Origin of the sequence: Mesorhizobium sp. WSM4313, from assembly GCF_002294725.1 — a bacterium.
Classification (GTDB): domain Bacteria; phylum Pseudomonadota; class Alphaproteobacteria; order Rhizobiales; family Rhizobiaceae; genus Mesorhizobium.
The window spans coordinates 1-24556 of sequence record NZ_NSFT01000025.1 but is presented as its reverse complement, the minus strand read 5'-3'; the positions used below and the strand labels follow the sequence as shown (position 1 = coordinate 24556).

At 59.1% G+C, this 24556-nt stretch carries 23 protein-coding genes and 3 pseudogenes; 9 read left to right on the top strand and 17 right to left on the bottom strand.

The window, feature by feature from the left end; genetic code table 11:
• Positions 1–2 precede the first annotated feature (2 nt).
• The 13 genes and pseudogenes from nifT to CK219_RS29045 all read right to left on the bottom strand — a co-directional run bounded on the left by nifT (position 3) and on the right by CK219_RS29045 (position 10576).
• Complete coding sequence (nifT, locus tag CK219_RS29105; RefSeq protein WP_024505230.1) at positions 3–215, bottom strand: putative nitrogen fixation protein NifT; 213 nt, start codon at positions 213–215, stop codon at positions 3–5.
• Positions 212–532 carry a nitrogen fixation protein NifZ gene (locus tag CK219_RS29100; protein ID WP_024505231.1) on the bottom strand — a complete coding sequence of 107 codons (321 nt, stop codon included), beginning with the start codon at positions 530–532 and terminating at the stop codon, positions 212–214. Before CK219_RS29100 ends, nifT begins: the two co-directional genes overlap by 4 nt.
• Positions 533–617: 85 nt before the next feature.
• Entirely contained in the window at positions 618–812 is a 195-nt protein-coding gene (locus CK219_RS29095; RefSeq protein ID WP_024505232.1) for a 4Fe-4S binding protein, read from the bottom strand.
• Between the two features lie 29 nt (positions 813–841).
• The gene (nifB, locus tag CK219_RS29090) at positions 842–2323 is read right to left on the bottom strand and encodes a nitrogenase cofactor biosynthesis protein NifB (RefSeq protein WP_063169393.1); all 1482 of its coding nucleotides are present in this window, start codon (positions 2321–2323) and stop codon (positions 842–844) included.
• A gap of 273 nt (positions 2324–2596) precedes the next feature.
• Positions 2597–2683 (bottom strand): annotated as a pseudogene (locus CK219_RS31535) (helix-turn-helix domain-containing protein); the annotation flags it as partial.
• Between the two features lie 691 nt (positions 2684–3374).
• Entirely contained in the window at positions 3375–4091 is a 717-nt protein-coding gene (locus CK219_RS29080) for an alpha/beta fold hydrolase (protein WP_063169392.1), read from the bottom strand.
• Positions 4092–4346: 255 nt separating this feature from the next.
• Positions 4347–4646 (bottom strand): ferredoxin family protein, encoded by a 300-nt coding sequence (locus CK219_RS29075; protein ID WP_024505235.1) that lies wholly within the window; start codon positions 4644–4646, stop codon positions 4347–4349.
• A 12-nt stretch (positions 4647–4658) separates the two neighbouring features.
• Positions 4659–5963 carry an FAD-binding protein gene (locus CK219_RS29070; RefSeq protein ID WP_063169391.1) on the bottom strand — a complete coding sequence of 435 codons (1305 nt, stop codon included), beginning with the start codon at positions 5961–5963 and terminating at the stop codon, positions 4659–4661.
• A 10-nt stretch (positions 5964–5973) separates the two neighbouring features.
• Entirely contained in the window at positions 5974–7083 is a 1110-nt protein-coding gene (locus CK219_RS29065; RefSeq protein ID WP_024505237.1) for an electron transfer flavoprotein subunit alpha/FixB family protein, read from the bottom strand.
• Between the two features lie 16 nt (positions 7084–7099).
• Complete coding sequence (locus CK219_RS29060) at positions 7100–7951, bottom strand: electron transfer flavoprotein subunit beta/FixA family protein (protein WP_063169390.1); 852 nt, start codon at positions 7949–7951, stop codon at positions 7100–7102.
• Between the two features lie 188 nt (positions 7952–8139).
• Complete coding sequence (gene nifW, locus CK219_RS29055; RefSeq protein WP_063169389.1) at positions 8140–8517, bottom strand: nitrogenase stabilizing/protective protein NifW; 378 nt, start codon at positions 8515–8517, stop codon at positions 8140–8142.
• Positions 8518–8696: 179 nt separating this feature from the next.
• The gene (gene nifS / locus CK219_RS29050) at positions 8697–9908 is read right to left on the bottom strand and encodes a cysteine desulfurase NifS (RefSeq protein WP_063169388.1); all 1212 of its coding nucleotides are present in this window, start codon (positions 9906–9908) and stop codon (positions 8697–8699) included.
• A 347-nt stretch (positions 9909–10255) separates the two neighbouring features.
• Complete coding sequence (locus CK219_RS29045; RefSeq protein ID WP_029356570.1) at positions 10256–10576, bottom strand: iron-sulfur cluster assembly accessory protein; 321 nt, start codon at positions 10574–10576, stop codon at positions 10256–10258.
• Between the two features lie 210 nt (positions 10577–10786).
• On the opposite strand from CK219_RS29045, the gene CK219_RS31525 reads away from it, so the two are divergent.
• The gene (locus CK219_RS31525; RefSeq protein WP_126066777.1) at positions 10787–11110 is read left to right on the top strand and encodes a hypothetical protein; all 324 of its coding nucleotides are present in this window, start codon (positions 10787–10789) and stop codon (positions 11108–11110) included.
• A 51-nt stretch (positions 11111–11161) separates the two neighbouring features.
• Positions 11162–12298 (top strand): ChuX/HutX family heme-like substrate-binding protein, encoded by a 1137-nt coding sequence (locus tag CK219_RS29040; protein ID WP_082826587.1) that lies wholly within the window; start codon positions 11162–11164, stop codon positions 12296–12298.
• 156 nt (positions 12299–12454) lie between these two features.
• On the opposite strand, the gene CK219_RS29035 is transcribed toward CK219_RS29040, so the two are convergent.
• Positions 12455–13687, bottom strand: a complete 1233-nt coding sequence (locus tag CK219_RS29035) for an MFS transporter (RefSeq protein ID WP_063169386.1) — start codon at positions 13685–13687, stop codon at positions 12455–12457.
• A gap of 1487 nt (positions 13688–15174) precedes the next feature.
• On the opposite strand from CK219_RS29035, the gene CK219_RS29030 reads away from it, so the two are divergent.
• The 6 genes and pseudogenes from CK219_RS29030 (at position 15175) to CK219_RS29010 (ending at position 20785) form a co-directional block, all read left to right on the top strand.
• Complete coding sequence (locus CK219_RS29030; RefSeq protein WP_063169385.1) at positions 15175–16353, top strand: cytochrome P450; 1179 nt, start codon at positions 15175–15177, stop codon at positions 16351–16353.
• A pseudogene (locus tag CK219_RS32450) lies at positions 16344–16505 on the top strand (ferredoxin); the annotation flags it as partial. The gene CK219_RS29030 and the pseudogene CK219_RS32450, both read left to right, overlap by 10 nt.
• A 138-nt stretch (positions 16506–16643) precedes the next feature.
• Positions 16644–17231, top strand: a complete 588-nt coding sequence (locus tag CK219_RS29025; RefSeq protein ID WP_050580531.1) for a nuclear transport factor 2 family protein — start codon at positions 16644–16646, stop codon at positions 17229–17231.
• A gap of 148 nt (positions 17232–17379) precedes the next feature.
• Entirely contained in the window at positions 17380–18981 is a 1602-nt protein-coding gene (locus CK219_RS29020) for an SDR family oxidoreductase (RefSeq protein WP_063169384.1), read from the top strand.
• 138 nt (positions 18982–19119) lie between these two features.
• Complete coding sequence (locus CK219_RS29015) at positions 19120–20172, top strand: LLM class flavin-dependent oxidoreductase (RefSeq protein ID WP_063169383.1); 1053 nt, start codon at positions 19120–19122, stop codon at positions 20170–20172.
• A complete protein-coding gene (locus CK219_RS29010; RefSeq protein WP_063169382.1) occupies positions 20159–20785 on the top strand; it encodes a nitrogen fixation protein NifQ in 627 nt (208 codons plus the stop codon). Before CK219_RS29015 ends, CK219_RS29010 begins: the two co-directional genes overlap by 14 nt.
• On the opposite strand, the gene rpoN is transcribed toward CK219_RS29010, so the two are convergent.
• A complete protein-coding gene (rpoN, locus tag CK219_RS29005; protein ID WP_063169381.1) occupies positions 20782–22215 on the bottom strand; it encodes an RNA polymerase factor sigma-54 in 1434 nt (477 codons plus the stop codon). The genes CK219_RS29010 and rpoN overlap by 4 nt on opposite strands.
• A 68-nt stretch (positions 22216–22283) precedes the next feature.
• Positions 22284–22817: a peroxiredoxin gene (locus CK219_RS29000; RefSeq protein ID WP_063169380.1), complete on the bottom strand. Its 534-nt coding sequence runs from the start codon at positions 22815–22817 to the stop codon at positions 22284–22286.
• Between the two features lie 1173 nt (positions 22818–23990).
• On the opposite strand from CK219_RS29000, the gene CK219_RS28995 reads away from it, so the two are divergent.
• Positions 23991–24263 carry a hypothetical protein gene (locus CK219_RS28995; protein ID WP_199489650.1) on the top strand — a complete coding sequence of 91 codons (273 nt, stop codon included), beginning with the start codon at positions 23991–23993 and terminating at the stop codon, positions 24261–24263.
• A 161-nt stretch (positions 24264–24424) separates the two neighbouring features.
• Here CK219_RS28995 and CK219_RS28990 read toward each other — a convergent pair.
• Positions 24425–24556 (bottom strand): annotated as a pseudogene (locus CK219_RS28990) (IS481 family transposase); the annotation flags it as partial.

The following is a 24556-nucleotide window of genomic DNA, read 5'->3' as shown; positions in this document are numbered from 1 at the left end:
CATCAGGCCCCGTCGGAAATCTTCATCGCCTCGACGGTGATCGGCAAACGCGTGTCGCGCGGAAGGTCGGGCAGCATGAGCCGCCAACCGTTCCTGAGCGTCACGGTCCCGCCCCATAAGTCAGCGTTCTCAATCTCGGTGATCGGCTCTTCGAGATCCTTCTTGGGGACATAAGCCGACAAGCCAGTAGCGGTCCTGCGAATCATTACTTTCATCCGGCTGTTCCCCCGTTGGAAATGCCTTCAGCTCCGCAGGGAACCTCGACTTTGTCGAGGCTAATGAGTTCGCGCGCTCGCATGCCGACGACCGTGCCACGATCGATCCATTCGACCGCATAGATGAAGAATTGCTGGAGAAAGGTTCCAATGTCGCGCACGTAGCCTTCGTCGCCCTTCCGCACGAGGTTTTCGCCGATCTCCTTGCCGGGATAGGTGCCGTCGTTTTTTATGTGGCGTATCGCACGGACCCGCTCACCCTGCATGAACCGTGGCGGTCTGCCGATTTCGACCTCCTGTTCGCGTCTGGACCACATGCTGTCCATTCCTTTCTCGAGGCTTTTGTTGTGGTCGCGGGTTGCAGGCGTCGTCGTGCGGCGAACCCGACCGTTTCGGTAGGAATCAAGCGGGAACGCAGGTTTTCGGTACCGGACAGACCGACACGCATTGCTGCGTATCGAAGGCCTCCTTGCATTCGGTGCACTTGTTTGGATCGATCACATAGGCGTCGCCCTTGAACTTGATCGCTTCCGAAGGACATTCGAACTCGCAGGCCCCGCATTGGGTACATTGGGATGCGATGATCTTTAAAGCCATTCTAACTCCTGGTTATCGGACGAGACGGCTCAGGCCGTCGCCGCTAGTGGTCTGATCCCAAACTCTGCCGCGTAAAGTGCGCTGACTGCGGTCTCGATGTAGTCATGGCCATAGGCGTCGGTTACGCGCAGTCCAACTCGCGAGAGTTGTTCCTTCGGGCGATTTCCGATCTTGGCGCATAGCACTATGTGTATGCCTTCGAGCGCTGCGATGACGCCCTCGAGGATGGCGTCTTCGCCCCCGCCTCCGAGGCAATACCGCTCGACCTTCCGATGCCCGACCAAGCTGATCCCTCTAGGCGAGACTTCATAAACCTGGAATTCCTTCGCGTGGCCGAAGTGTTCGTTGACCCGTCCACCTCCCTTAGTGGCCACCGCAACCAGAAGCGACTTTTCGGAGTCTGTTGCCTTGACCATACCGATGGCCTCGCTCCTCGCCGCCTCATGATCACGGCGCTCGTGTGCGACCACCTGCCGATAGGCCTGACGCTTGCCAGCATCGTAGGCGACATCGTCGGGAATACCGTCCAGCGTGAATTCCTGGCCACGATCTTCACCGAGCAGGCCGACAGCATCTGCCCGGCACTGCCGGCAGTGGCGCATCAACTTGGCGCCACCTTCAAGTCGATCCTGAAGAGCCATCATCTCCGTTGCCGTTGGGCCGCGCTGCCCGATGAGTCCGTAGTGGGTACCGTGCGCCGGGTCCGAAATCAGAGGCATCACGTTGTGCAGAAACGCGCCCCGCTCCCTGACCATTTTGTTCACCTCAAACAGGTGCTGGTCGTTCACTCCAGGAATCATCACCGAGTTGATTTTGGTGAGGATGCCGCGCGCGCTCAGCATCTCCAGGCCCAGCATCTGCCGCGCGTGCAAGATTCGAGCGGCTTCGATGCCGAAGTAGCGGCGATTTTCATAAAAGATCCATGGATAGATCTTCGCGCCGACTTCCGGGTCGACCATGTTGATGGTGATCGTCACGTGATCAACATTCATTTCGGCAAGCTCGGCGACATGGTCCGGCAGCACGAGCCCATTAGTGGAGACGCACAGCTTTATGTCGGGGATTTCCCTGATGACGCGGTCGAACGTTGCCTTCGTTTTCTCCCAATCGTAACAGGCATCCCCCGGCCCAGCGATGCCAAGAACCGAAAGCTGCGGAACTTTGTTGGCAACGGCGATGACCTTGCGTAGCGCTTGGTCGGGCGTCAACTTCTCAGACACAACACCAGGCCGGCTCTCGTTGGCGCAATCGTATTTGCGATTGCAATAGTTGCACTGGACATTGCAAGCCGGCGCGACCGCCACATGCATACGCGCGAAATAATGATGCGCTTCCTCCGAAAAGCAGGGGTGATCCTTGATCCTTTCCCAAATAGCCGGATCCTCTTCGCCCGGGCTGGTCGGCGACGAGCCGTAGGAAGACGATGCGCAGCCACCGGATTTCGCGGCTGCCAGAAGACCCTCGGATGTCGTGCTAGTCGGCCCCTCAATCGAAACTGTCGGTGAGGACATCAAACGGCTCCGTTGCTGGTAACGTCGCGGTTCAAGGTGCAAGAGCCATACCAACTGAAAAAAGCGGCTTCAGTTCACTATTCGGGTCGATATCGCATTGTGTCAGGCCGGCGCGACACAATTTTGTCCTGCTTGCGACAGTGCAAGTCCAAATCCGTTCAGAAGCACGAAGCACTCCTTGTCGCGCACAGGGCGCGCAAGACCACTGGCCTGACGATTGGCTCATCAGGCTCTTAGAAGTTCCTTCACCTCGATACTATGCCGGCGTATCGCCTAGCCGACTTGTCGCAGCTTGAGGCCGAGAATTCGAGCCGCATTAGCCTGAACCCAGCCGGCCTTCTCCATTGTGTCGATCAGCCGTCACGCTTCGTCCGCCGCGGTCCCAGCCCCCGTCCGGCCGTATCGTTAGAATCGCAAGTGGCCATCTCGTGTTCAGGCGGGCGCCGATGCGCCGAACCGGCATCGTGCTGGCCCGTGAGAGCTCGTCGATGACATTGCCACGTTCCGAAAGATTGGTTCCTTCCAGAGGAGAACGCCAAGCACGCAGTTCTCCGGCTCGCGGACGTTGCCGGGGAAATAGCATTGCGAGATCAGCTCAACTGCCGACGGCGCAAAGCCATGGTTCTCCATATTTCAAGGGTAAGCGCTGTGTCCTTCCAGGAGGACCCGCGATCTGTGGGCCTGCCGATTCTGAGGTGGATCGGAGATCGGCTTGTGTCTGAACTTGAACTTACGATTGACCCTGAGCGGCAGCCTCGGCGTTTTCGAGGGTGATCAACGGCGCTGTTGGTCGGCGGCATTGGTCGATGGACGACAAGGCACGGAGTCATCTCCGAGACCCTGGAGCCGACGCGGTGATCTCGGAGGTTGCCCGGCGCTACGGGCTGCGGCCGCGGCGGAACGCTCGCAAGCTTGCGACGTCGGCAGGACAGGCCACTCCCGCCTAGTGGTTTCGGTGGCGCCACCGGAACGACCCGTTGGGCCTACATCCTTGCACCAGAGCTCAAGGCCACGGCCTGAGAATCGGCCGCCGCTCCCCCTACTTGGTTCCTCAGCCGACAGCGCTAAGAAGGAGAGCAACTTCCGTCGGCGCGAGGATCATTGCGTCGTGGCCAGTGGCGAGTTCCTGCCACGCCCAGCCATCCTGCTTCGCGACCCATTCTCGCGCTCCCGCCATCGGCGGGTGGAGTGGATTAGTGCAGACGACATAGGTTCGGGGTCTGCCGTTGCCGAGCGGGTGCTCGAGCTTAAGTCCGCTTTCGTAGGTGCCTGCCGGATGCGGTGTTATCCGGCGCCGCACCCAGTCCGTGAGCGAGTGTCCCTCGGGAGTGCCGAATGCTGTTGGCGGCGGAGTCGGCATGAAGATACCCCGTCCTTCCTCCGCAACCAATTTTCGACGGGCGGCGACGATGTCGGGGGGCATGGTGCTGAATACACTTTGACCGCTCTCGACGATGGCGCCGTCGAGATAAACGAGATGGCTGATATGGTCGGGTATCCGGTCGGCGGCGCCGGTGATGCTGATGCCGCCTAGACTGTGACCGACAAGGATCACATCGCTCAGCTCTTCCGTTACAATGTGGTTGACGATGTCGGTCACGAATGTGTCGGGCGTGATGTCCTTGCACAGCAAACGTGCGCGTTCGCCGACACCTGTCTGGGTAGGCGTGGTCACGTGGCATCCCATCTTGCGAAGATTGGCGGCGACGTCCCGCCAACACCATCCGCCATGCCAGGCACCATGCACTAGCACATACGTCTTTATCATGGATTGTGCCGTTCCATTTGCTCACCGGCCGTTGTGGCTGCCATCCGGCACGATGGCCGGACATTGTCCAAAGGGGCTCGACCACGTTACCGGTGGTAAGTCCGGCACAGGCGCCCCGTGGCCTGAGGATACCCCTACCAAGTCGAGGAAACTTGAATTGCGAAACCCAATATTCACTAGCTCTTTGCAAGTGGATGGAGAGGCTCATGGTGTGCCGCAGTTGCTCGCTGCCGGCATGCTCTTGGCACCGGCTGATCATCCGAACTTGAACAGGACACCAAAGCCGCCGCGCGGATAGTTCCACTCGATGTCGCCGCCTTTCTCGCACAATATCCGGCAGGTGCCGCATTCCATGCAGCCGTCGGCGGTGATCTCGACTTGACCCTTGTCATTCAACTCATAGCATTTCGCCGGACAGACGTAGGTCAACGCAAGCAAGTTCGCGCTTGGCTTGTCGTGCGGTCGCACTATGATATGGGGGCGGCCGGAATCGACCAGATAGCGGTTCTGGTAAAGTTTGTCCTCGACACGAACCTTCGTCACTGCGATCGTCATCTTGTACCCTCTTCAGCGCCATGCCAATGCCAGGCGGACCGCGTCGCTGACCAACCCCCAGCGCGAGCGCGCGTTGATGAAGGCGGCCGTGGTGTTCTTTTCCTTCTCGATCTTCGGCGTGCCGTCGACACGCATGAAGGTCTGAGCGGCATGCGACATCAACCGCGGATAGCTGTCAAAAAAGTTGCTGGAATTGGTGTGGAGTAAGGCTGGCATGTCCTTGTATTTCTTAAGATCCTTGATCACAAAGGAGTCATCCAGCATCGTCTTGTAGAGCGCAAGGTTCGCTTTGGTCATAGGACCGTTGCGGCTTTTGACTTTGATGATCGCCTCAGCCGCGACACGACCCGAGGTCATGGCAAGGTTCGAACCCTCACGGTGAATGGCATTGTTCAGTTGCGCTGCGTCGCCGACGATGACCCAACCGTCGCCGAATAGCTGCGGAATGGCCCTGTAACCACCTTCGGGGATAAGATGGGCGGCATATTCTTTCACCTCCGAGCCAGCGATCAGCGGCCGGATCGAAGGATGGTTTTTCATCGCATCCAGGAGGGCGGACGGGCTCTCCATCGTCGCGGCGAAATCCGAGACCAGGCAGCCGATGCCGAGTGAAATCGACTCCTTATTGGTGTAAAGGAAGCCGAGCCCGGCCATGCTGCGAGAGATCGTGCCCACGGCCTCGATTACGCAGCCTTCATCGCCCTTCACCCCGAACCGCTGGCCAATGACCTCTTCGGGCAAGAAATGCATTTCCTTGACGGCAATCGCCACGGTCTCCGGCTTCGGCATCTCGCGCAGGCCTGCGCGAGTGCCAAGCAATCCCGACACCCCTTCTGCGAGAACGACCACATTCGCGAAGACCACTCCGCCAGCCCGGTCTGTGCGGACGCCGATCACCTTGCCATTGCCATCACGGACGAGTTCCGTCGCGGTCGTCTCACACAGGACCGTCGCGCCAGCCTCGCGCACCTTGCGGGAAAACCATTTGTCGAACTGGGCGCGGATGATCGTGTAGCGGTTGGGTTTCGCCTCATTGAAGTCGTCCGACCGGTAATGAATTCCGGTGTGAGACGTGTCGTCCATCACCCAAAGTCGCTGTTCGACCAGGTGCCGCTCGAGGGGCGCATCATCCCGGAAGTCCGGGATGATCTTCTCCAGCATGTTCGCGTACATTATGGCACCCTGGACGTTCTTAGAGCCCGGATATTCCCCGCGCTCCAACTGCAGGACCTTCAGCCCCTGGCTTGCCAAAGTGTAAGCAGCTGCGTTTCCAGACATGCCGGCTCCGACCACAATGGCATCGAATTGTTCAATCATGTCCTCTCCCTCAACTCGCAAGCTTGTCTCGACTGTGCGGCGACAGCCGCCGGGTGAAGGCTTCCGTCAGTGCGGGCAGGAAGCGGATTGCATCCGTGACGATCCCGAGGTGGGCGAACTCGAAAATCGGCGCGTTCGGATCGGTGTTGATCGCGACGATGAGATCGGCCCCCTCGACCCCAACTCGGTGCTGGATGGCGCCGGAAATTCCGGCCGCGATGTAAAGCTTCGGTCGAATGGTCTTGCCAGTTTGTCCAATCTGTCGATCAGCCGGCATCCAGCCCTTCTGGACCAAGGGGCGCGAACAGCCATGCTCGGCGCCGATCGCTCGGGCAAGATTCTTCACAAGCTGAAGGTTCTCCGCCGCTCCGAGACCGAGGCCTCCCGCAACCACGACATCCGCATAGGCAAGATTTGCCATTGCCGACTGGTTATCCGGTAGGAAGCCGAGGACTTTGGTGACGATATCGTCCTCAACGAGCGACAGCTTGTGCCGCATGACACGCCCGACCGGCTTATCCACCCGTTGCGGCATAGGCATGACCCTTGGTCGCACCGTCGCCATTTGCGGCCGGTAATTTAGTGTATAGATCGTACACAACAATGAGCCACCAAAAGTCGGACGGGTCGCGGCGAGTGAACCGTCGGAATCTACATCAAGTTCGGTGCAGTCGGCCGTGAGCCCCGTCTGCAGGGTCGTCGCTACCGAGCCTGCAAGATCCCTGCCCAGTGTGGTCGCGCCGAGAAGGAGGATTTCGGGTTTATGGGTATTGACCAGATCCGTGAGCGCCTTGGCGAACGGCTCGTTCCGGTAGTCGGCGAGCGGCGGCGCATCGACGATGTAGACAAGATCCGCCCCGTAAGCGAAGGCCTCGGCAACAGCGTCCTCGACCATCTCGCCCGGCGGTCCCAGCACGACGCCCGCGAGCTGGACTTCAAGCTTGTCGGCTAATTTGCGGCCTTCGCCCAGCAGTTCGAATGATACAGGATGCACATTGCCGCGTTCGAGCTCGAGGAAGACCCACACGTGCCGGTAGTCTTTGAAACGGTCGGGAAGTTCTTTCTTTACACCGGCACGGCCGGGGGCAATGCGAGGGGTAGTTTGGCTTGCGGTCGACATTTTCTGCTCCTGGCCGTCACGTGCCGCTGTTGAAGGCCAGCTCATGTTCCAGCGCCGGCCGGCGGGTTAAGATATCGGCGATGAGTTCATCGGCTATGTCCTGCAAGCCCCTTTCCGCGGTGTCGATCTGCGCCGCCCTTTCTGCCCGTGCGGTGGGGGCGAAAACACGCTTGACGACTGTAGGCGAGCCACGCAGACCGCACCGGGTGAGATCGTCAATGCCGGCGTCGGCTGCAGTCCACTTCACGACTTGGCTGCGCGCCGCGCACAGAGCCTGCTGGAGCGAGCCCCGGCGGATTTCGTTGGTGTCTTCCAGCATGGTAATGAGGCAAGGGAGTCTGCTCTTCAGCAACTGGGTGCCGCCTTCGGCGCGACGAGCGACTTCGATCTCTCGCGTATCGAGATCGATGGAGGCAATCTTCGCGACATAGGTAAGTTGCGATAAATCTAGGCGCTTGGCTATGCCCGGTCCGACCTGGGCGGTATCGCCGTCAATCGTCTGCTTGCCGGTGAAGACGATGTCCGGCCTGCCGAAAGTCTCCCCAATTTTTGCGATTGCTTGCGAAAGAGCAAAGGAAGTCGCCAGCGTATCGGATCCGGCAAAATAGCGGTCCGTCAAGAGAACTGCTCGGTCAGCACCGTAACCGAGCGCCTTTCGCAGCGAGTCCTCCGCCATGGGCGGACCCATTGTGAGCACAGTAACCTCGCCACCATGAACGTCGCGCAGTTTGAGCGCTTCTTCGAGGGCGAACAGGTCGTAAGGATTGATGATGGTCGGAACACCCTGACGCATGATCGTGTTCGTCACCGGGTGCACGCGGATCTGTGCCGAATCCGGCACCTGCTTGATGCAGACTACGATATGCATTGGCGGTTTCTCTAAGCTCCCAGTCCGGATTCGTGCTTGGCGGTTCACCTCATTGCCTGCATCGTTCATGCCAAGTCGTCTTCCTGCCTCTATTCCAGAAGGTGGCTTCGTTTGCTTCCGAGGAGGCGTCATGAGGACTGGATTTGTCGACTTCTCGACATTGTCGCGTCGCAGCCGTGTCGGGCTCATTACTTTCCGAACCGCTTCAGTGCAGAGTCGAGCGGGACGAAGGCGCGGCCAGGTGCGGGACATATGTTTGGATCGTGGTCCCTTAGCACCTTGAACACACGTTGCGTGAGCGGCGAGGAAGTCGCGAAATCTTCGTAGGCGCGTTCCAGCTTGGCGCGCACCCGCGCGGCGATTACCTGGTTAGGCAGACCGGAGAAATCTTCTTCGGCAAGGTATTGGCCCACGCGCTTCATGATATGGAGCCGCGAGACATTCATCACTTTCGGGTCGTAGGAGACGTCAAGGCAGGCGAAGAAGTCCTCCGCGGCCGACAGGCCCTTCAGTCGCGCTAGGATATCGGTGCGATCGATCGGGCGGCTATCAGCGGAGCAGTTCATTGTATTCTCCCGGCGCGAAATTGTGGTGTCGATGCATTGGTGACATTGCTGACGGCGTGCCGACCTCTGGCACGGCGGCTGGGCAAGAGACTTGGCGATCTCAAGCTTTTCTGAAGTGGTGAAGGCGACCCCGAGTTTAACTGCTCTCCTTGCGCAGGGTCGTCACGTTGAGGAAGACCTCACGGCTCGTCGGCTATTGTGCCGCTCGGACCCGGGCCGGAATGAAGCTGTTCTGCACCTCGCCCGCACAGTCCAGCACTGGGAACGGCCCGTAGCTTCTCGGTGATCGCAGGCAGGACCTCAAGCACGCGGTCTACGTCATCTTCGCCGTTGTCACGCGACAAGGAGAAGCGGACTGCCCCACATGCCGCGTTCATAGCGATCAGAACATGGCTCGGTTCCAGTGAGCCAGAGGCACAGGCGGACCCGGCGGAACAGGCGATTCCCAGCCGGCTCAGGACAATTGGAATTGCATCGCCTTCGATACCTTCGAATCCAATGTTTGCAGTGTTTGGCAATCGCTCTTGCGGATCGCCGTTGATGGATGTGTTTGGGATGCGCTGGATGATCCCGTTCTCAAGGCGGTCGCGCAACCATTTTATTCGTTTTGTCTCGTCCATGAATTTCAAGGCGAGTTCGGCCGCCATGCCCAGTCCGACTATGCCGGGTGTGTTTTCAGTGCCTGCACGCCGGTCGCGCTCTTGGTGCCCACCCTTGATCATGGAGGAGAAGCGCACGCCACGTCTTACATAAAGCGCGCCTATCCCCTTTGGACCATGCAGCTTGTGGGCGGAGAGCGACAGCATGTCGATCGCGGTCGATTTCAGCTCAATCGGAAGCCTTCCGACCGCCTGCACTGCATCAGTGTGGAAAAGCGCGCCGACTTCCCTGGCTAGATCGGCAAGCTTAACCACGGGAAAGATCGTACCGGTCTCATTGTTCGCCCACATTATCGAGACGATTGCCACTTGTGGGGTGAGGGCGGTTCTGTAGGCGTCCAGGTCGAGCCGGCCGTAGTGATCGACTGGGATAATGTGCACCTTGACGCCGCGCGTCTTCTCAAGGTGCGCGCACAACTTCAGAACGGCCGGATGTTCAACCGCGGAAGTCACTATTTCCGTTCGGTCGGGCATCACCTCCAGCGCCGAAAGGATGGCTGTACTGTCGCTTTCAGTCCCGCCCGAGGTGAAGATGATCTCGTCCTCGAATCCCGCGCCGATGAGGGCTTGCAACTGTTGCCTCGCCTTTCTCACGGCTTCAGCAACCGATGCGCCATAGGCGTGCATGGACGAATGATTGCCAAATTGCTCCGTAAAGAAAGGCAACATCGCTCCAACGACTGCAGGATCAACCCGCGTCGTTGCGTTGTTGTCGAGATAGACAGGGTTCATGGGAGTGATCCTTCAACTGCTGAAATGATTCAAGGGTAGTCGGGCCATTGAACCTCTGGCGCATATCGTATCTGGTAAGGTGGGCGGCCGGGGGAGCGATGGCTTGGCTGACCGGTCGCTGTCGACATTGCCCTTTGGTGGCGGCATCCGCCGGGAATTCAGCTGTTTCGGGCAATTTTGTTTGCTTGCCCACGGCAACGATCGATGATCGCGATTTGGTGCATCACCGAACGCAATTGTTCCGGGCCGACAGTGCGTGTCGGCCGGTTCCAGAGCGCCGGCGGTTACCGGTTCGACGCAGTATTCCTTGGCGTCGCTATAGTCGAACATAGCCTGTTCCCTCGCAATCATTTGCAGGACTTGCCGCAGCCGCACGTCTCACGCGCATTGGGGTTATCGAAAACAAAGCCGGATGTTTCGAGCCCAGTGACGAAGTCCACGGTCATGCCGGCGGCATGGGGTTGGGAGCCTCTATCCATGAACACCTTGAGCCCATCTCGCTCGATGATCGCATCGCCCTCACGTGAGACGCTCTCCAGGCCCATTGAGTATTGGAAGCCGGCGCAGCCGCCGGCATGGACCATGATGCGAAATCCTTCCGCCGGCTCGCTGGCGCGGTAAAGAGCGGCCTTGATGGCGGCAACAGCGTTGTCGGTGAGCGTAATCATGGCTCGATTTCTCCTCGGTCCGGCGTTTTCGTGGATCATCTCGCATGGACCGTGCCAAAGGGAAGACGTGTCAAAAACCGTAGGACATCCCGACGTCTCTTATGCTCGATTGCTGGGGAGACGTCCGACAACCGACACTTACTGTCGGGTTTGTCGCGTCCGCGTCACAGGAAGGGCGCCTGAGTTCGCGATGCACTCACGCGTAAAGCAATGAACAGAGCCAAAGATGTTCAGAGCTTGCCGCGGAGCAACTGGCACGATTTTTGTGAAGCCTTCGTTGCGGCGGCAAAATTGCCGGCCGATTCACCTTTGGGTTGCCCTCGCAATCGAAGAACGAAGGAAAGCAATATGATCCATCAGACCCGCCTTGGTGGGAAAGCAGCACCGCCGGTGGTACCCGAATGCTCGATCGGCCGATTGGCGCCGACCACCCAACAATCGCTCGCTACCGGCGATTGGCCGCTGACCGCCCGGAGACAGGATTCGACTGGCATGTGCCTGACGATCGATCGCGTCCGCCGTGCACATCCCTGAGGCCCGTTTTTCGATCGATCGTCAAAAGAAGAACGGGGCAGGGGTAAAAACATGGATCAGCGCAAGAAGCGGTCGCCCAACGAAATCCGGCGTGCGTGGGAAGTCTGTCCGAACATTCCCGCGCGTGATTTCGCCGCCCAATTGGCCATTTCGGAAGCGGAACTGGTCGCGGCCCATTGCGGTTTCGGCGCGGCACGCATCGACCCGCGCGTCAATCACCTTCTGACGGGCCTCGAATTCGTGGGCGAAGTGACGGCGCTGACCCGCAATCAAGGTGCCGTGCACGAAAAGATTGGCGTCTTCAACAGAGTGATAACCGGCAACAATCACGCCATGGTCCTTGGTGACGAATTCGACCTTCGCGTCTTCCCGCAGGCTTGGAGGTATGGTTTCGCTGTTGAAAGGCGCCATCGCGGCGGAATCCAGCGCAGTTTGCAATTCTTCGACGCCGCCGGCGCAGCAGTGCATAAGGTGCATCTCAGGCCGGTCTCCAACCTTCATGCCTATCGAAAGCTGGTGGCCGAGCTCGTATCCGCCAACCAGGAGCCGACCATGTCGCTTAAGGCGAGAGTAGCCGACCTGGGCGCGAGGACTGCGGACTGGGCCGGCACGGTGGACGACCTACGCGAGTACTGGAGCCGGCTGACTGACGTCAACCTTCTAAAGACGCTCAAGCTCAGCCGCTGCCAGGCTTTGCGCATGGTCGGCCAGGATTACGCTTGGCTGCTCGACAATGCCGCAGTTGGCGCCGTGCTCCAGCGTGCGGCCGAAGACGAATTGCCGATCATGTGCTTCGTCGGCAACCGAGGTTCTATCCAGACCCATTCCGGCTTAATCAAGTCGGTCAAGCAGATCGGGCCGTGCATCCATGTGCTGGACGAAACGTTCCGGCTGCATCTCAGGACCCACCAAATCCGTGAGGTTTGGGCCGTGCGCAAGCCGACCAATGACAGTCACGTCACCTCGCTCGAAGCATATGGGTCCGACGGCAAGATCATCATCCAGTTGTTCGGTGCGCGCAAGGAAGGCGAACGCGAGCGCGACGACTGGCGGGTTCTGGCGGAAAACCTGCCTCGTTTCCCCGACAGCTACATGAGAAAAGACCGATCGTCGTCGGTGGGACGCCGGCGCCCATCTGCCTCCGCAGCCAGTAGCCGGGCATTGAAGCCGAGACCGGGGACACGATGACGCAATAAGCGCGCTGTATTATCGCAACGCGATGAGCAGGAAGCAATTTGGCGCTGCCCCATCGACCGCATGGTTACGACGAAGCCGCGGCCTTTGGGCCGAGCTCAGAGGTGACAATAGCGTGAACGCCGCCGACCGTCACTCCCCACCAGGCGGTCAGGTTTTGCGGTTCGGGCCGAGCAAAAATACTGTCAAGACAGCGAGGAACGTGGCAACCGCGCTGTAGACAAAGACACTGGCAATACCCGTGTGATCCACCAATAGGCCACCGCAAGTTGTGCCGGCTGCGATGGCCACTTGGAAGGTTATGACCATCAGTACACCAGCGCTCTCGGCCTGTTTCGGAGCGGCGCGTAGCACCATCCATGTCTGCAATCCGACCGGGACCGCGCCAAAAGCAAAGCCCCATACGGCAACTGCAATTGCCGAGGTCAAGGCCGATGCTCTCATGGTCAGGAGCGAGACAGCGGCTACGGCAATGAGCAGGGGCGGCAGGGCCGCGACCGCCTTGAGACTGTGTTTGGTGAGGAATGCGCCGGCTAAATTGCCGAAGACGCCGGCCGTGCCAAAAGCAAGGAACACGAGCGGGATTGACTTCTTGTCGAGCGCAGGAACGCTCTCGAGAAAGGCGCGGATGTAGGCGAAGCTGGCAAAATGGCCGGAAGCGACCAATAGCACGACTAGCACCGCAACCTTCATCGCCGGATTCTTCGCGACATCCAGCGGACTGCGGAATCTGCGCACTTCGATCGGAGGCAGTGGCGGAATGGTTACGAGTTGCACGAGCAGCGCAACGGCACTCACGATTGCGGCGACCTTGAACGAGGCTCGCCATCCCCAAATGTCACCGACATAAGCGCCGATTGGAGCCGCGCAGACGGAGGCGACAGAAACGCCGGTGAGGATGACCGACATGGCGCGCGGCATGAGGTGACTTGGAACCAGCCGCATCGCCAACGCTGCCGAAATTGACCAAAAACCACCAAGCGATATGCCAAGGACGACGCGTGCCGCCAGCAAAACCGGCAGCGACCCCGCAACCTCCGCCAGAACGTTCGACAGGATCAGCAGGAGCGTCATCGCCCAGATGACGACCCTGCGGTCCAGACGCTTTGTCACGATGGCGATTATCGGTGCCGAGATCGCCGCGACGATTGCGGCCGCTGTTAGCGCCTGTCCAGCCGTGCCCGTGGTGATACGGAGATCATGCGCGAGCGGTGTCAGAACGCTGGCGGGCAGAAACTCTGCCGTCACAAGCCCGAAGGTGCCGAAGGAAAGCGAAATGATGGCACCCCATGCAGGGCCAGAACGTTGATAGGGACTTTCTGGGTCAAGCCGATCTCGGTCGAACAAAGCCGCGTCCACTAAATCTGTCGCCGATTCGGTCATGAATGAGTTCTCCGGCTAGGAGCTGTTGCAGCAGGGGTGGCTACATCGCCGGGGATCAAAGCCGCGAGACCTTCCGGCGGCGGCCAGTCGGCATCAGTCGAGGCCTCGGAGCCCGACGCATCCGAGGCCTCATCGGAGGGCCGACGGACCCAACCGTCGACAATGCGGGAGAGTTCTCGGCGCGGTCGCATCGATCGCATTCGTCGAAGTGCGGTCTGTTCACTGCGAACCAAGCAAGCCGAACGCGGTGTCCTCGATCGAGGCCTTGATGGGGGGATGATCGACGATCTCTATATTGCTTTGAAGCAGGAAGTTCCGTCGCCATATGTGGTTATCCTGGCAGCCAGAATTGAGCGGTTGTCGCAAGCACCAAGGCGGTCGCAATGAGTGCAACGAGGCGGAAGTCTGATCGATGGCTGCGGTTCGATGGCCGCGCGATCGACAAAATTGAGGTGATGAGTTATCCCTTTTGAAGCCGTTGCTCCCAATTCTGGGATAAGGTAATTGCAGGCGGTCCCAGCAACGTCGGGCGGCCTTTTTGGTGATCGAATTCATGGGACGACACTCTCGGTCCGTGACGCATCTGCGAATGACTCCGCAAGTTCCGTGCCATCAACGACAAATCTGGCTCTGCTGAGCGGGTGGTGGAGGCACGAGCGTGGGCTATCCCAAGAGCTTGCCGCAAGGTTGTTCGAAGTTGAGGTGCCGGATAGACCGCAAATATGTCGGGCGGCCTGGGGTTGGCCAACACGAAGATGCGCAAGTTCAAAAGGACGAGCTGAACCCTTGCCGATATCCATCCGAGGCTGATCTGGAGAAGGTCAAGAACTGCGTCTTGAAGGCTTCCGCCGCACCGGCAAATGCTAAGCCAAGGTGCTGGGCAAGATGGACAGGGCCATCCAACCCGTCGACTGGACGCTCATTAATGGCGTCGGTGTGGCTCTGTAGCTGGCGAGAAAAACGCCCTGCTGAAAGACAAAAGCTCGTGTGGCCGGCTCTGAAGGACGGCCAATGAGGCATGCGAGGAGAGGCTATAGTCCATTCGTGTAGACTGATCTTGTCCTACGGAGGCGGCTAACCACCCCGCCAGACATCATCGAGGGGAGCGCCACTAGGCTCACCCCAAGTGTTGGTCGTTTCCACCTGGTGACCTCGGCCAAGTCACCAAGCCGCTTAGCGCAAGCTTTCGAACTGGATGCTCCCCGGGCACATGATCGGCTAGCGATCCCACCAGTTGAGTTGCTCCAAGTCGCTGTCTAGCATTCTACATTCTGTGTCCGACGCTGGACAAGAATGTTGCAATCCCGACCAGCAAGTCAGCGCAGGCGCCACCTGTTGCCCAGCAAACGGCAAGGATTATCGAAAGACGAATTCGGCACGGAGCTTGCACCGACGATTGCATGCAAATGCCGACAGCATCTCATGAACGGTCTCTCGATTCTGGCGCGGTTAAATCGCGGCCGGTTCCAGATCATGTCCCGCCCGAAATGGTGAGGGACTTCAACCTGTTTACGTCGCCCGGCATGTTGCCGACGGCTAACGGGGATCCGCATGCAGCGGTTGCTTGCGTTCATGCCGGGCCTCCGATCTTTTATTCAACCAGCAACACGCGCGACGGTCGGGGTACCTGGGTCATCACTCGCGCGAGCGACCAGCGCCGGGTGCTGCAGGACACCGAAACGTTTTCCAGCCATCGCAGCATCTTCGCCTCTGTGCTCGGCGAGAGCTGGCCGATGATCCCGCTTGAGCTCGATCCGCCATTCCACGGTGTTTTTCGCTCACTGCTCAATCCGCTGCTTTCGCCAAAGCGGGTAATGGCATTGGAGCCGGCTGTCCGGGAACGAGCGATCAAGCTGATCGACAGGATCGCCGCATCAGGCACGAGCTGCGACATCATGAAGGATTTTGCAGTTCCGTTCGCGGTCAATATCTTCCTTCGCTTTATTGGGCTTTCGGACAACGGACTAGAAACATTTGTCGGCTGGGCTAGAGATCTGCTCCACGGCGATAAGGAGCAACGACCACCCGCAGCCCGGACGATCGTGGCCTTCATCGACGAACTTGCCACCGAGCGCCGCAAGGAGCCGGTCGATGATTTCATGACCTTCATCGTGAAGGCAAAGGTCGAGGGTCGTCTGCTCAGTGACGAAGAAGTCCGTGGCATCGGCGTGCTTGTGTTCGTCGCGGGACTCGACACGGTCTCAGCAGCCATATGCTTCGACTTGGCCCATCTCGCGCGCAACCCCAAAGATCAGGAATTGCTACGAAGCGAACCTGACCGGATTGCCGTCGCTGCGGAAGAATTGCTGCGCGCCTATTCGACCATTCAGATGATCCGAGTGGCAACGAAGGATGTCGACTTCAAAGGCGCGCCGATCCGCAAGGGAGATTATGTTTCCTGTGCCACGATGATTGCCAATCGTGACCCGGCGGAATTCGAATGCCCGAATGAGATCGATCTGGCGCGCGAGGACAACCGGCACGCTGCCTTTGGCTATGGTCCCCATCGTTGTCTTGGCTCACACCTTGCCCGGCGGGAGATTGTCATTGGCCTGGAGGAGTGGCTGGCGCGCATCCCAGCCTTTCGGATCAAGACAGGGACTGAACCTATCACCTTCGGCGGCCATGTGTTCGGGATCGAGAATCTGATCCTGGAATGGTCCTGAAGTTTCAGCCAACGACATTGGAGTTCGCTATGCGTGTCGTCGTACATAAAGCCAGATGCCAGGGTCATGCGCGCTGCTGGGCGCGGGCGCCGAGAGTCTTCAAGCTTGATGACGCCGGCTACATCTTGCCCGGTGATATTGATGTTGCCGATGGGGAGCAACTGCTTGCCTCAAAAGGGGTACGAGCCTGCCCCGAACAAGCTCTGGAAGTTGACGAGCCCCCCGCTAACTCAGTTGTAGAGAGAGACACACGCAAAGTGCAGACTGGCATCGGGAAGGACAAAACAATCATACAATTCGCGACAGACCCTGTCGACCACGCGAAAATTACCGAACTGCGTGACCGAGAGGCGATCCGCAACTGCCTGTATCGGTACTGCCGCGGGATAGACCGCGCCGATGAGGCGGCGCTGCGTAGCGCATACTGGCCCGAAGCGTATGACAGGCACGGTCCCTATTGCGGACCGGCAGAGGACTTCATCCAATTTGCTCTCGGTCTGCCGGGGCACCGTAACATCCATCAAATCACGAACAGCCTGATCGACTTCATCAGTTCAGCAGAGGCCGCGGTCGAGAGCTATTTCACCGCGCTGCAACGCGGACCGGATACAGACCAAGAAATACGTCAGACGCTGCTTTGCGGCCGTTACTGCGATCTGTTTCAGAAGAGGCAGGACGAGTGGCGAATTGCGGAACGGACAGTCGTCTACGATTGGGTTGAGGAGCAAATCCCGCCAGCGATTCTTGAGGCAGATAGGTTCGGCCGGCGACAGCCGATTGGAGCACCACATCCAGACGATCCCATCTACCAGTTGCTCAAGGGTCACATCCCCACCGACCAAGATGGCGTCGAGGGTCCCCAACTGGGAGCTGCATAAGTGGGTAGGAATGGAGGATGAGCGCCCTACGGGAACGACATCTGTGTGGGGCCGCGACTGGCGGTCACTGCAACGATTTGGCTCGGCCCTTCATTCCGCCCAAGGTTGATGGGCTGAGATCACAAGCGGTCATCGTGGAGAAGCTCTCGTGAAACTGGCAGCACGCACCGTAATCATCACAGGCGCTGCGGGCGGGATCGGCCGTGCCCTGGTCGATATCCTTGCCGCGGACGGAGACACTGTAGTTGCGGTGGACCTTCCGGGCAGTGGTGTGGTTGAACTGGCTCGGGATCTCGGGTCGCCGCACGTCGGTCTGGAGTGCGATGTGTCGCGAGAGAAGGACATGCTCTCACTTTTCGGCCAGGTCGAAGCACGGTTCGCGCAAATCGATGTCCTCATCAACAATGCGGCGGTTGGACCCACGATGGATAGGATCATCGACACCGCTGTCGATACCTTCCGACGCGGCGTGACAGTGAACCTTATTGGGCCATTCGTTATGGCCCGGGAAGCGGCGCGGCGCATGAAGCCGGGCGGTGCGATCGTCAATGTGGCTTCGATGGCGGGCGTGGTCGGCAATCCCAGGCGCAACGCCTACGCAGCCTCGAAAGCTGGCGTGATCTCGTTGACAAAGTCCCTTGCATGCGAGTGGGCTATGCGAGGAATCCGCGTCACGGCGGTGGCGCCGGGCTCCGTCCGCACCCCAATGGTCACAGAACTGGCACGCGCTGGCAAAATGGACCTCGCGGCGATACGCCGCCGCGTGCCGATGGGGCGCTTGGCTCGCCCCGACGAGATCGCCAGGGTCGTGCGTTTTCTGAGCAGCACGCAGGCGCGCTACATCACCGGCTCGGTGCTGGCAGTCGACGGAGGCTGGATGTCATTCAACCAGCCGGGGGATGCTCACCCGCCGGTGGATGGTGCGCTCCAAGCCGAGCTCTCCTGTCCGGCCGAATGCACAGATGCGCGAATCGTGCTCGTCACCGGTGGCGCAAAAAGCATTGGCGCGGCCGTCGCTCGCCGCTTTGCCGCGAACGGCGACACCGTCGTGATTGCTGATAAAGATGGCACTGCAGCGGCAGAGCTGGCTACATCGCTCCCCGGCAAGCATCTGGCGAAATCGCTGGACGTGGCCGTCGAGAGCGATGTGGTGTCGATGTTCGAAGAACTGAGGGGACGCTTCGGGTATATCGATGTTCTGGTCAATAGTGCTGATACCGCCGACAGGATTGTGCCTGCGATCGAGCAACTGTCGAAACAGCTCGAACACGTCCTGGATGTCAACCTTACCGGCGCCTTCACCTGCGCGCGCGAAGCGATCAAGGCTATGCGCCCGGGCGGCGTGATCCTCAATCTCGGGTCGATCGACAGCTTTCTGCCGTTCGCGCCGCGCCATGCCTACGGCGCCTCCAAGGCGGGGATGGATATGCTGACCCGTTGCATGGCGGCCGAACTCGGGCCGGTCGGAATTCGGACAGCCACCGTCGCTCCTGGCCACATCCGCACGCCCGCACTTGCTCAGTTGGCCAAAGCCGGCCGCATCGACCTGACAGCAATCGGACGACGCATCCCCATGGGCAGGATGGGACGGCCAGAAGACGTCGCAGATGCATCGTTCTTCCTTGCTTCGTCTGACGCCTCATACATCAACGGCTCGATCCTCTACGTGGACGGCGGCTGGACCTCGTTCGGTGATGCGGGAAACGCCAGCGAGCTCTATGACGAATGTTTTGCGGAGGCCGCAGGTTAATTGCCAGGCCTTCGCAGGGCGACCGGCCGAGCATTATGAAGCCTCGGCTCCACGACGCACCTGAGGTGCTTGAGATCCAAGCATGCGCATGCCGAGCACATTCCCGGTCGGCTGACGTGTCTATAACGAGGAGAAATCATGGAATTTGCCACTTTCATTCTGGCCGCCCAGCGTGGCTATCACCAATCCTCAGAAAGCGTCATCCGCAACTCCATCGAACAGGCCGTCGCTTCGGAGCAGGCTGGGTTCAACACCGCGTGGTTTGCTGAGCACCACTTCAACAATTACAGCCTCATACCATCCCCGCTGATGATGGTGGCGCACTGCGGCGGCTTGACAAGCACGATTCGCCTGGGCACTGCCGTCTGCGTGCTGCCGCTTTACCAACCGCAGCGCCTGCTGTCCGAGATCGGCTTCGCCGACATCGTTGCGAACGGCCGTCTCGAGCTCGGCGTAGGCTTGGGATACCAGCAGTTCGAGTTCGAACGGTTCGGCGTGGACATCGATGAGGCGCCGGCCGTCTTTTCGGAATACCTGGACATCATTCTCAAGGGCCTCAACCAAAACGTCTTCGAACACGACGGCCAGTATGAGAAGATCCCCCCAACAGCGATTTCGGTCCGCACAGTCCAGCAGCCGACGCCGCCTATCTGGATCGCTGGCGGAGCCGCACGGATGGCTCGGGCCTACCGCGAGGGGCACAATTTTTTTGTCACAGCCTTCCACGACGGCTTAGAGACTTTGACCACACTGCGTGAATCAGTCGAGAGGGCGGCGGCATCCGAGGAAAAGAACGTCACCGACGTCAAGATATCGCTGCTGCGCTGCTGCTATGCCAGCCACGACGAGTTGGAGATCAACAGCTATCTCGACAATGCCCGCTTCCAGCGCCGGCTTTCTGAAGCCCTGCATCAGCGTCGCCAACAGAGCCACGATGGCTACCTGCTGCAGGAGACACCGACCCAGCAGGATCTGTCCTTCGAGACCATGCGCAAAAATTTGCCGATTGGCAGCGTAAATCGCGTGATTGATCGCCTGCTGGAAGAGATCGATATCTTGAAACCGGACCAGATCGCAGTTCAGACTCAATTGGGCGACTTCGACCAAAAGACGATGCTGCGCCAGATCGAGCTCTGGGGCGACAAGATCATCCCTGCGGTCAACAAGGCGCTTTGTCATGCCGGAAGCTGAAGCCGGCCGTTACGATGATGGCTGCCTATCCAGCGCGCAATGGCGTGGGTCCGAGCTAGGGAGGAGCTTCGATCAGCATGTGCTGCCCTGCGTACATTCACGTTCGCTTGAGGAGGTCCAGGCGGGCGAGGTGTTGGCGACGGAGGGGACAGGCCTTTCGTCTGTCGAATTGCGTGATGTCTTGGCCGCAACTTTCCCGTCTACCTCCAGCAGCGTATTCGCTTTGGAGGAGTTGAGCGAGCCCGAGCCGGAACTGGAAGAGGAACTGCTACGCCGGCTGCTGCTAGCGCATGCTGCGCCGGCCGACCCGGCGAGCGCCCGCTTGGCCAAGATCATCGCCCGGCGTGCGATGCGCATGGACCATCTTTGGCGGGATCTTGGCCTCTCAAATCGCGCTGAGCTCAGCCGCCTGCTTGCCAGACATTTTCCCGCGCTGGCGGCAGGCAACACAGAAAACATGAAATGGAAAAAGTACTTTTACCGCAAGCTGTGTGAGGCCGAAGGCTTTTCGTCATGCACAGCACCCAGTTGCGGGGAATGCCATGACTTCGAAAGCTGCTTCGGCCCGGAGGAAGTTGAGAGTCGCCTCTCGCCGACCACGAATGTCGGTTAGTCACTTCGCTTGATCGCAGCTGCGGACAAACGCTTATCGCGGCGCCGTCGTATGGAGGAAGGGATGTTCATCGCCTCGCGATATTTGGTGACGGTACGGCGAGCGACATCGATGCCGGTCTCCTTGAGTTGAGCAACGATGTCTTCGTCGGAATGTACCTTGTCGAGCGATTCTTCGGCTATGATTGCCTTGATCCGATGGCAGACAGCTTTGGCGGAGTGCGCATCGCCGCCCTCGCAGGATGCGATTGGCGCAGCGAAAAAATACTTCAGCTCGAACACCCCGCGCGGAGTCAACATGTACCTGTTCGAAGTCACCCGGCTTACCGTCGACTCGTGCATGCCGATCTCGTCAGCGACATTTTTGAGACAGAGAGGCCGCAGATGGGCGGCGCCGTGTGTAAAAAAGGCATCCTGCTGGCGCACGATTTCGGTCGCAACCTTAAGGATCGTCTTAGCGCGCTGCTTGAGACTGCTGATCAGCCAGTTCCCTTTTTCCTGGCAATTGTCGAGAAACGCTTTGCCTTCCGGATTTTGCTTGGTCAGCTGCGAGATTTCGGCGACATAGGTGTGGTTGATCAACACTTTGGGCAGCGTGGCCGGATCAAGCTCCACCCGCCATCCACCTTCGGACTTGGGCATTACCCAGACGTCCGGTACGATGGTTTCCGGCGTCCCGGACTGGAACCGGTCTCCAGGCTTGGGATCGAGCGCGCGGATTTCGTTCCTCATGTCGAGGAGATCCTCCTCGTCGACTCCGCAACGCTGCTTCAATCCCTGAAAATCCCCCCGTGCAAGCATCTCGAGATTGGCGACCAAAGCTGCCATAGCCGGGTCGAACCGGTCTTGCTGGCGCAGCTGAATCTCCAGGCATTCGCTGAGAGTTCGCGCAAAAATGCCCGGCGGATCAAATTGCTGCAAGATTCCGATGACCCGTTCCACATCAGCTTGCCGAACGTTTAACGTCCTGGCCAGATCGAAAAGGTTTACCTGAAGATAGCCAGTGTCCTCCAGATGAGCGGCGAGCTGTCCGGCAATCAGCCGCTCCTGGGGGGTGAACGGGTTGAGGGCGACCTGGCGGGCGACATGGTCGTGCAATGTTTCGGTGTGGGCGGTAAACTCCTCGACGGCAGGTCGATCGTTGCCGCTACTGCGTTGCGACTTCCATTGCCCGCGCCCGCCAGACGGCCCGCCAATGGGCGATTCGCCGATTTCGCTTCTGCTTTGACTGCTCCGCTGATCCACCCCTGGCAGCGGCGAATCGTCGTCAAACGGGTCAGGCTTCAAAACGGGGTTCTTCTCGAGTGCCTGCTGCACGAGCTGATGGAGTTCAGTATGCGTCAATCGCAGCAAGCGAATAGCTTCAATGGCTTGAGGCGATAAGACCATACGTTGCTTCTGGCGTTGAAGCAGGCTTGCTGAGAGATGCATGTTGAACCGTGATCTGCCGAGGAGGCTCTAGTGTGTGCTTGGGTTGTGTGAGACTTTCCACTTCTGGGTCATGCCGCCGCCTTCAATTTGTCGAGAACGTTTTGCGGGGATGAAACGCCATAGGGGTCCGTCTCGCAGTTGTCACAGAAGCCTTCCTCCTCGAACCACTGCTCCACCACGCCATCGTCGATCAGAGCGGCGTATCGCCAGGAGCGCATGCCAAAGCCCAGATTGTCCTTCGCGACCAGCATGCCCATTTTGCGCGTGAACTCGCCCGACCCGTCTGGGATCAGCTCGATCTTCTGCAGCCCCAAGGACTTTCCCCACGCATTCATGACGAAAGCATCGTTGACCGAGACGCAGTAGATCGCGTCAATTCGCAGTTCCAGAAATTGATCATAGAGTTTTTCGAAATCGGGCAGTTGGAAGGTCGAGCAGGTCGGGGTGAAGGCGCCAGGCAGCGAGAACAGGATGATGCGCTTGCCCCCGAAATAATCGTCGGAGGTCTTGTTCTCCCACTGATAAGGATTTGGCCCCCCGATCGACTCATCGCGAACACGCGTGCGAAAGGTCACGAGAGGAACGTTCTTTCTATAGGTCATTGATTTGCTTCCAGGCCAAAGTGGTACGGTGCATTTTTCGGTTAAACTGAAGCGGCATCGACTTCGGTCGACAGTTCCGGCAGCCTCGCGCCTTGGCGTGGTTGCCTCGGACCGGTCTTGTGCAAGACCGCCCCCGAGCAGGCACGTTTAACGGCGACGAGCTTCCGCGGAGACGGGGAATTTTGCTCGCGTGCTTTATCGAGCTTTGAGAGGTAGGCATGGTCTGCAACCGTGATTTTGACTGCGTTCTATCGACCGAGTCGCAAGCGCCATGCCAATTGACCCGATGCCTTGGGTTCACTTCGGTTTTTGCAGCAACTTTCGTGTTGTGCAGTAATGCCGGTCGATATTATTGCTCAAGCAGCACTGGAAATTGGGTGCGACTCCGTTCGGCAAACCCGGCCTTTGTCCGAAGCCGGACACGAATGTCGGAAATAGCCAAACGCCAGGATCTGGGGCGGGTTAAGAAACGTTGCCGTGGGCACCGGCTTCAGCACAATTGCGCCACGCGAGCATGGCTCCCAGCGTCAATGCCGTGCAGCAGCGAGACGAAGTCACTGCAGAATATCAACCTCTGCGAAGTCGTTGAAACCCAGCATGTGCGAGCCGTTCGAGGCGCAGATCAAGGCATGCTCGAGGAAGAGCTCGTGCTCTCGGCAGCAAGTGTTGCGACGTCTGACAAGGATCGTCGCGCTTCAAGGAAAAGAACCTGAATGGTGCACGGCTTGTGAAGGCCGGCGCATGGAAATGGCTGGGCTGATCATCCTCCATGAGGGTTGAATGAAGAGCTGGCCCCTATCTCCCTCAGCTGCAACGGGGGGAGATAGGGCATGTCCGTCTATCGCGCTGGGTAACATTCCTCGGTGATGCAATAAGGGGGAGCAATTTCTCATTTCGGCAGACACGACCCAGCTCTCCTTTCATGCGCTGATTCCCCCAGGGGAAATCGCGACTCCAGGCTTCCTATGCAGCGAATCGCGGTGCTGTCCGATGTCCGACAATGTCGGATGCGGATCGTAGCTGGGCTAGATCCGTCACTTTGCCTCGATGGTTTCCCACTGGCCTTATATCTGCTTCGCCCAAATGCGGCGACATAACCTGTGCGGCATCTGTGAATGGATCGACTTCAATCGAGACCTCGGAGGTCCCGATGCGCGAAGGGAGCTTGCCGATATGACGGCCACCATAGCGAACCACGGTCCGGACGACGAGGGGACTTGGATCGGCGGGCCTGCGGCGCTGGGACACCACCGCCTGGCAATCATCGATATCCAGGGCGGCCGCCAGCCGAGGATGCTCCAGGGGGATGGCCGACCTGACTTGGTGCTCGTCTACACGGGTGAGACTTACAACTACCGCGAGCTGCGTCAACAGCTGGCCGGCCTAGTCCATCGCATGAACACGAGCAGTGACACCGAGGTGGTGCTGCACCGCCCCCGCGAGTAGGGCTCTTCGGCGGGTACACTTTTTTCACGAAATCCGTGAATGTTTCTCGCGACATCATCCCGCAATCGGTGGTGCAGCGGGTGAAGAGCCCGTATCCGGCTATCCAGAATGCCGCCTACGACAAAATACTACGTACGCGGTTCACTGTGATGCTGGACGACCTAGTTGTGGAGCTTCAACAGGTTGTCCTCGATCAGGGCGAGGCGACTGATAGGCGTTTTTGACTTTAGGCTGCCATGTGGACGATGCCAATTGTATCTGTGCAGCCAGACAGGCAGTTCGGCGGCACGATG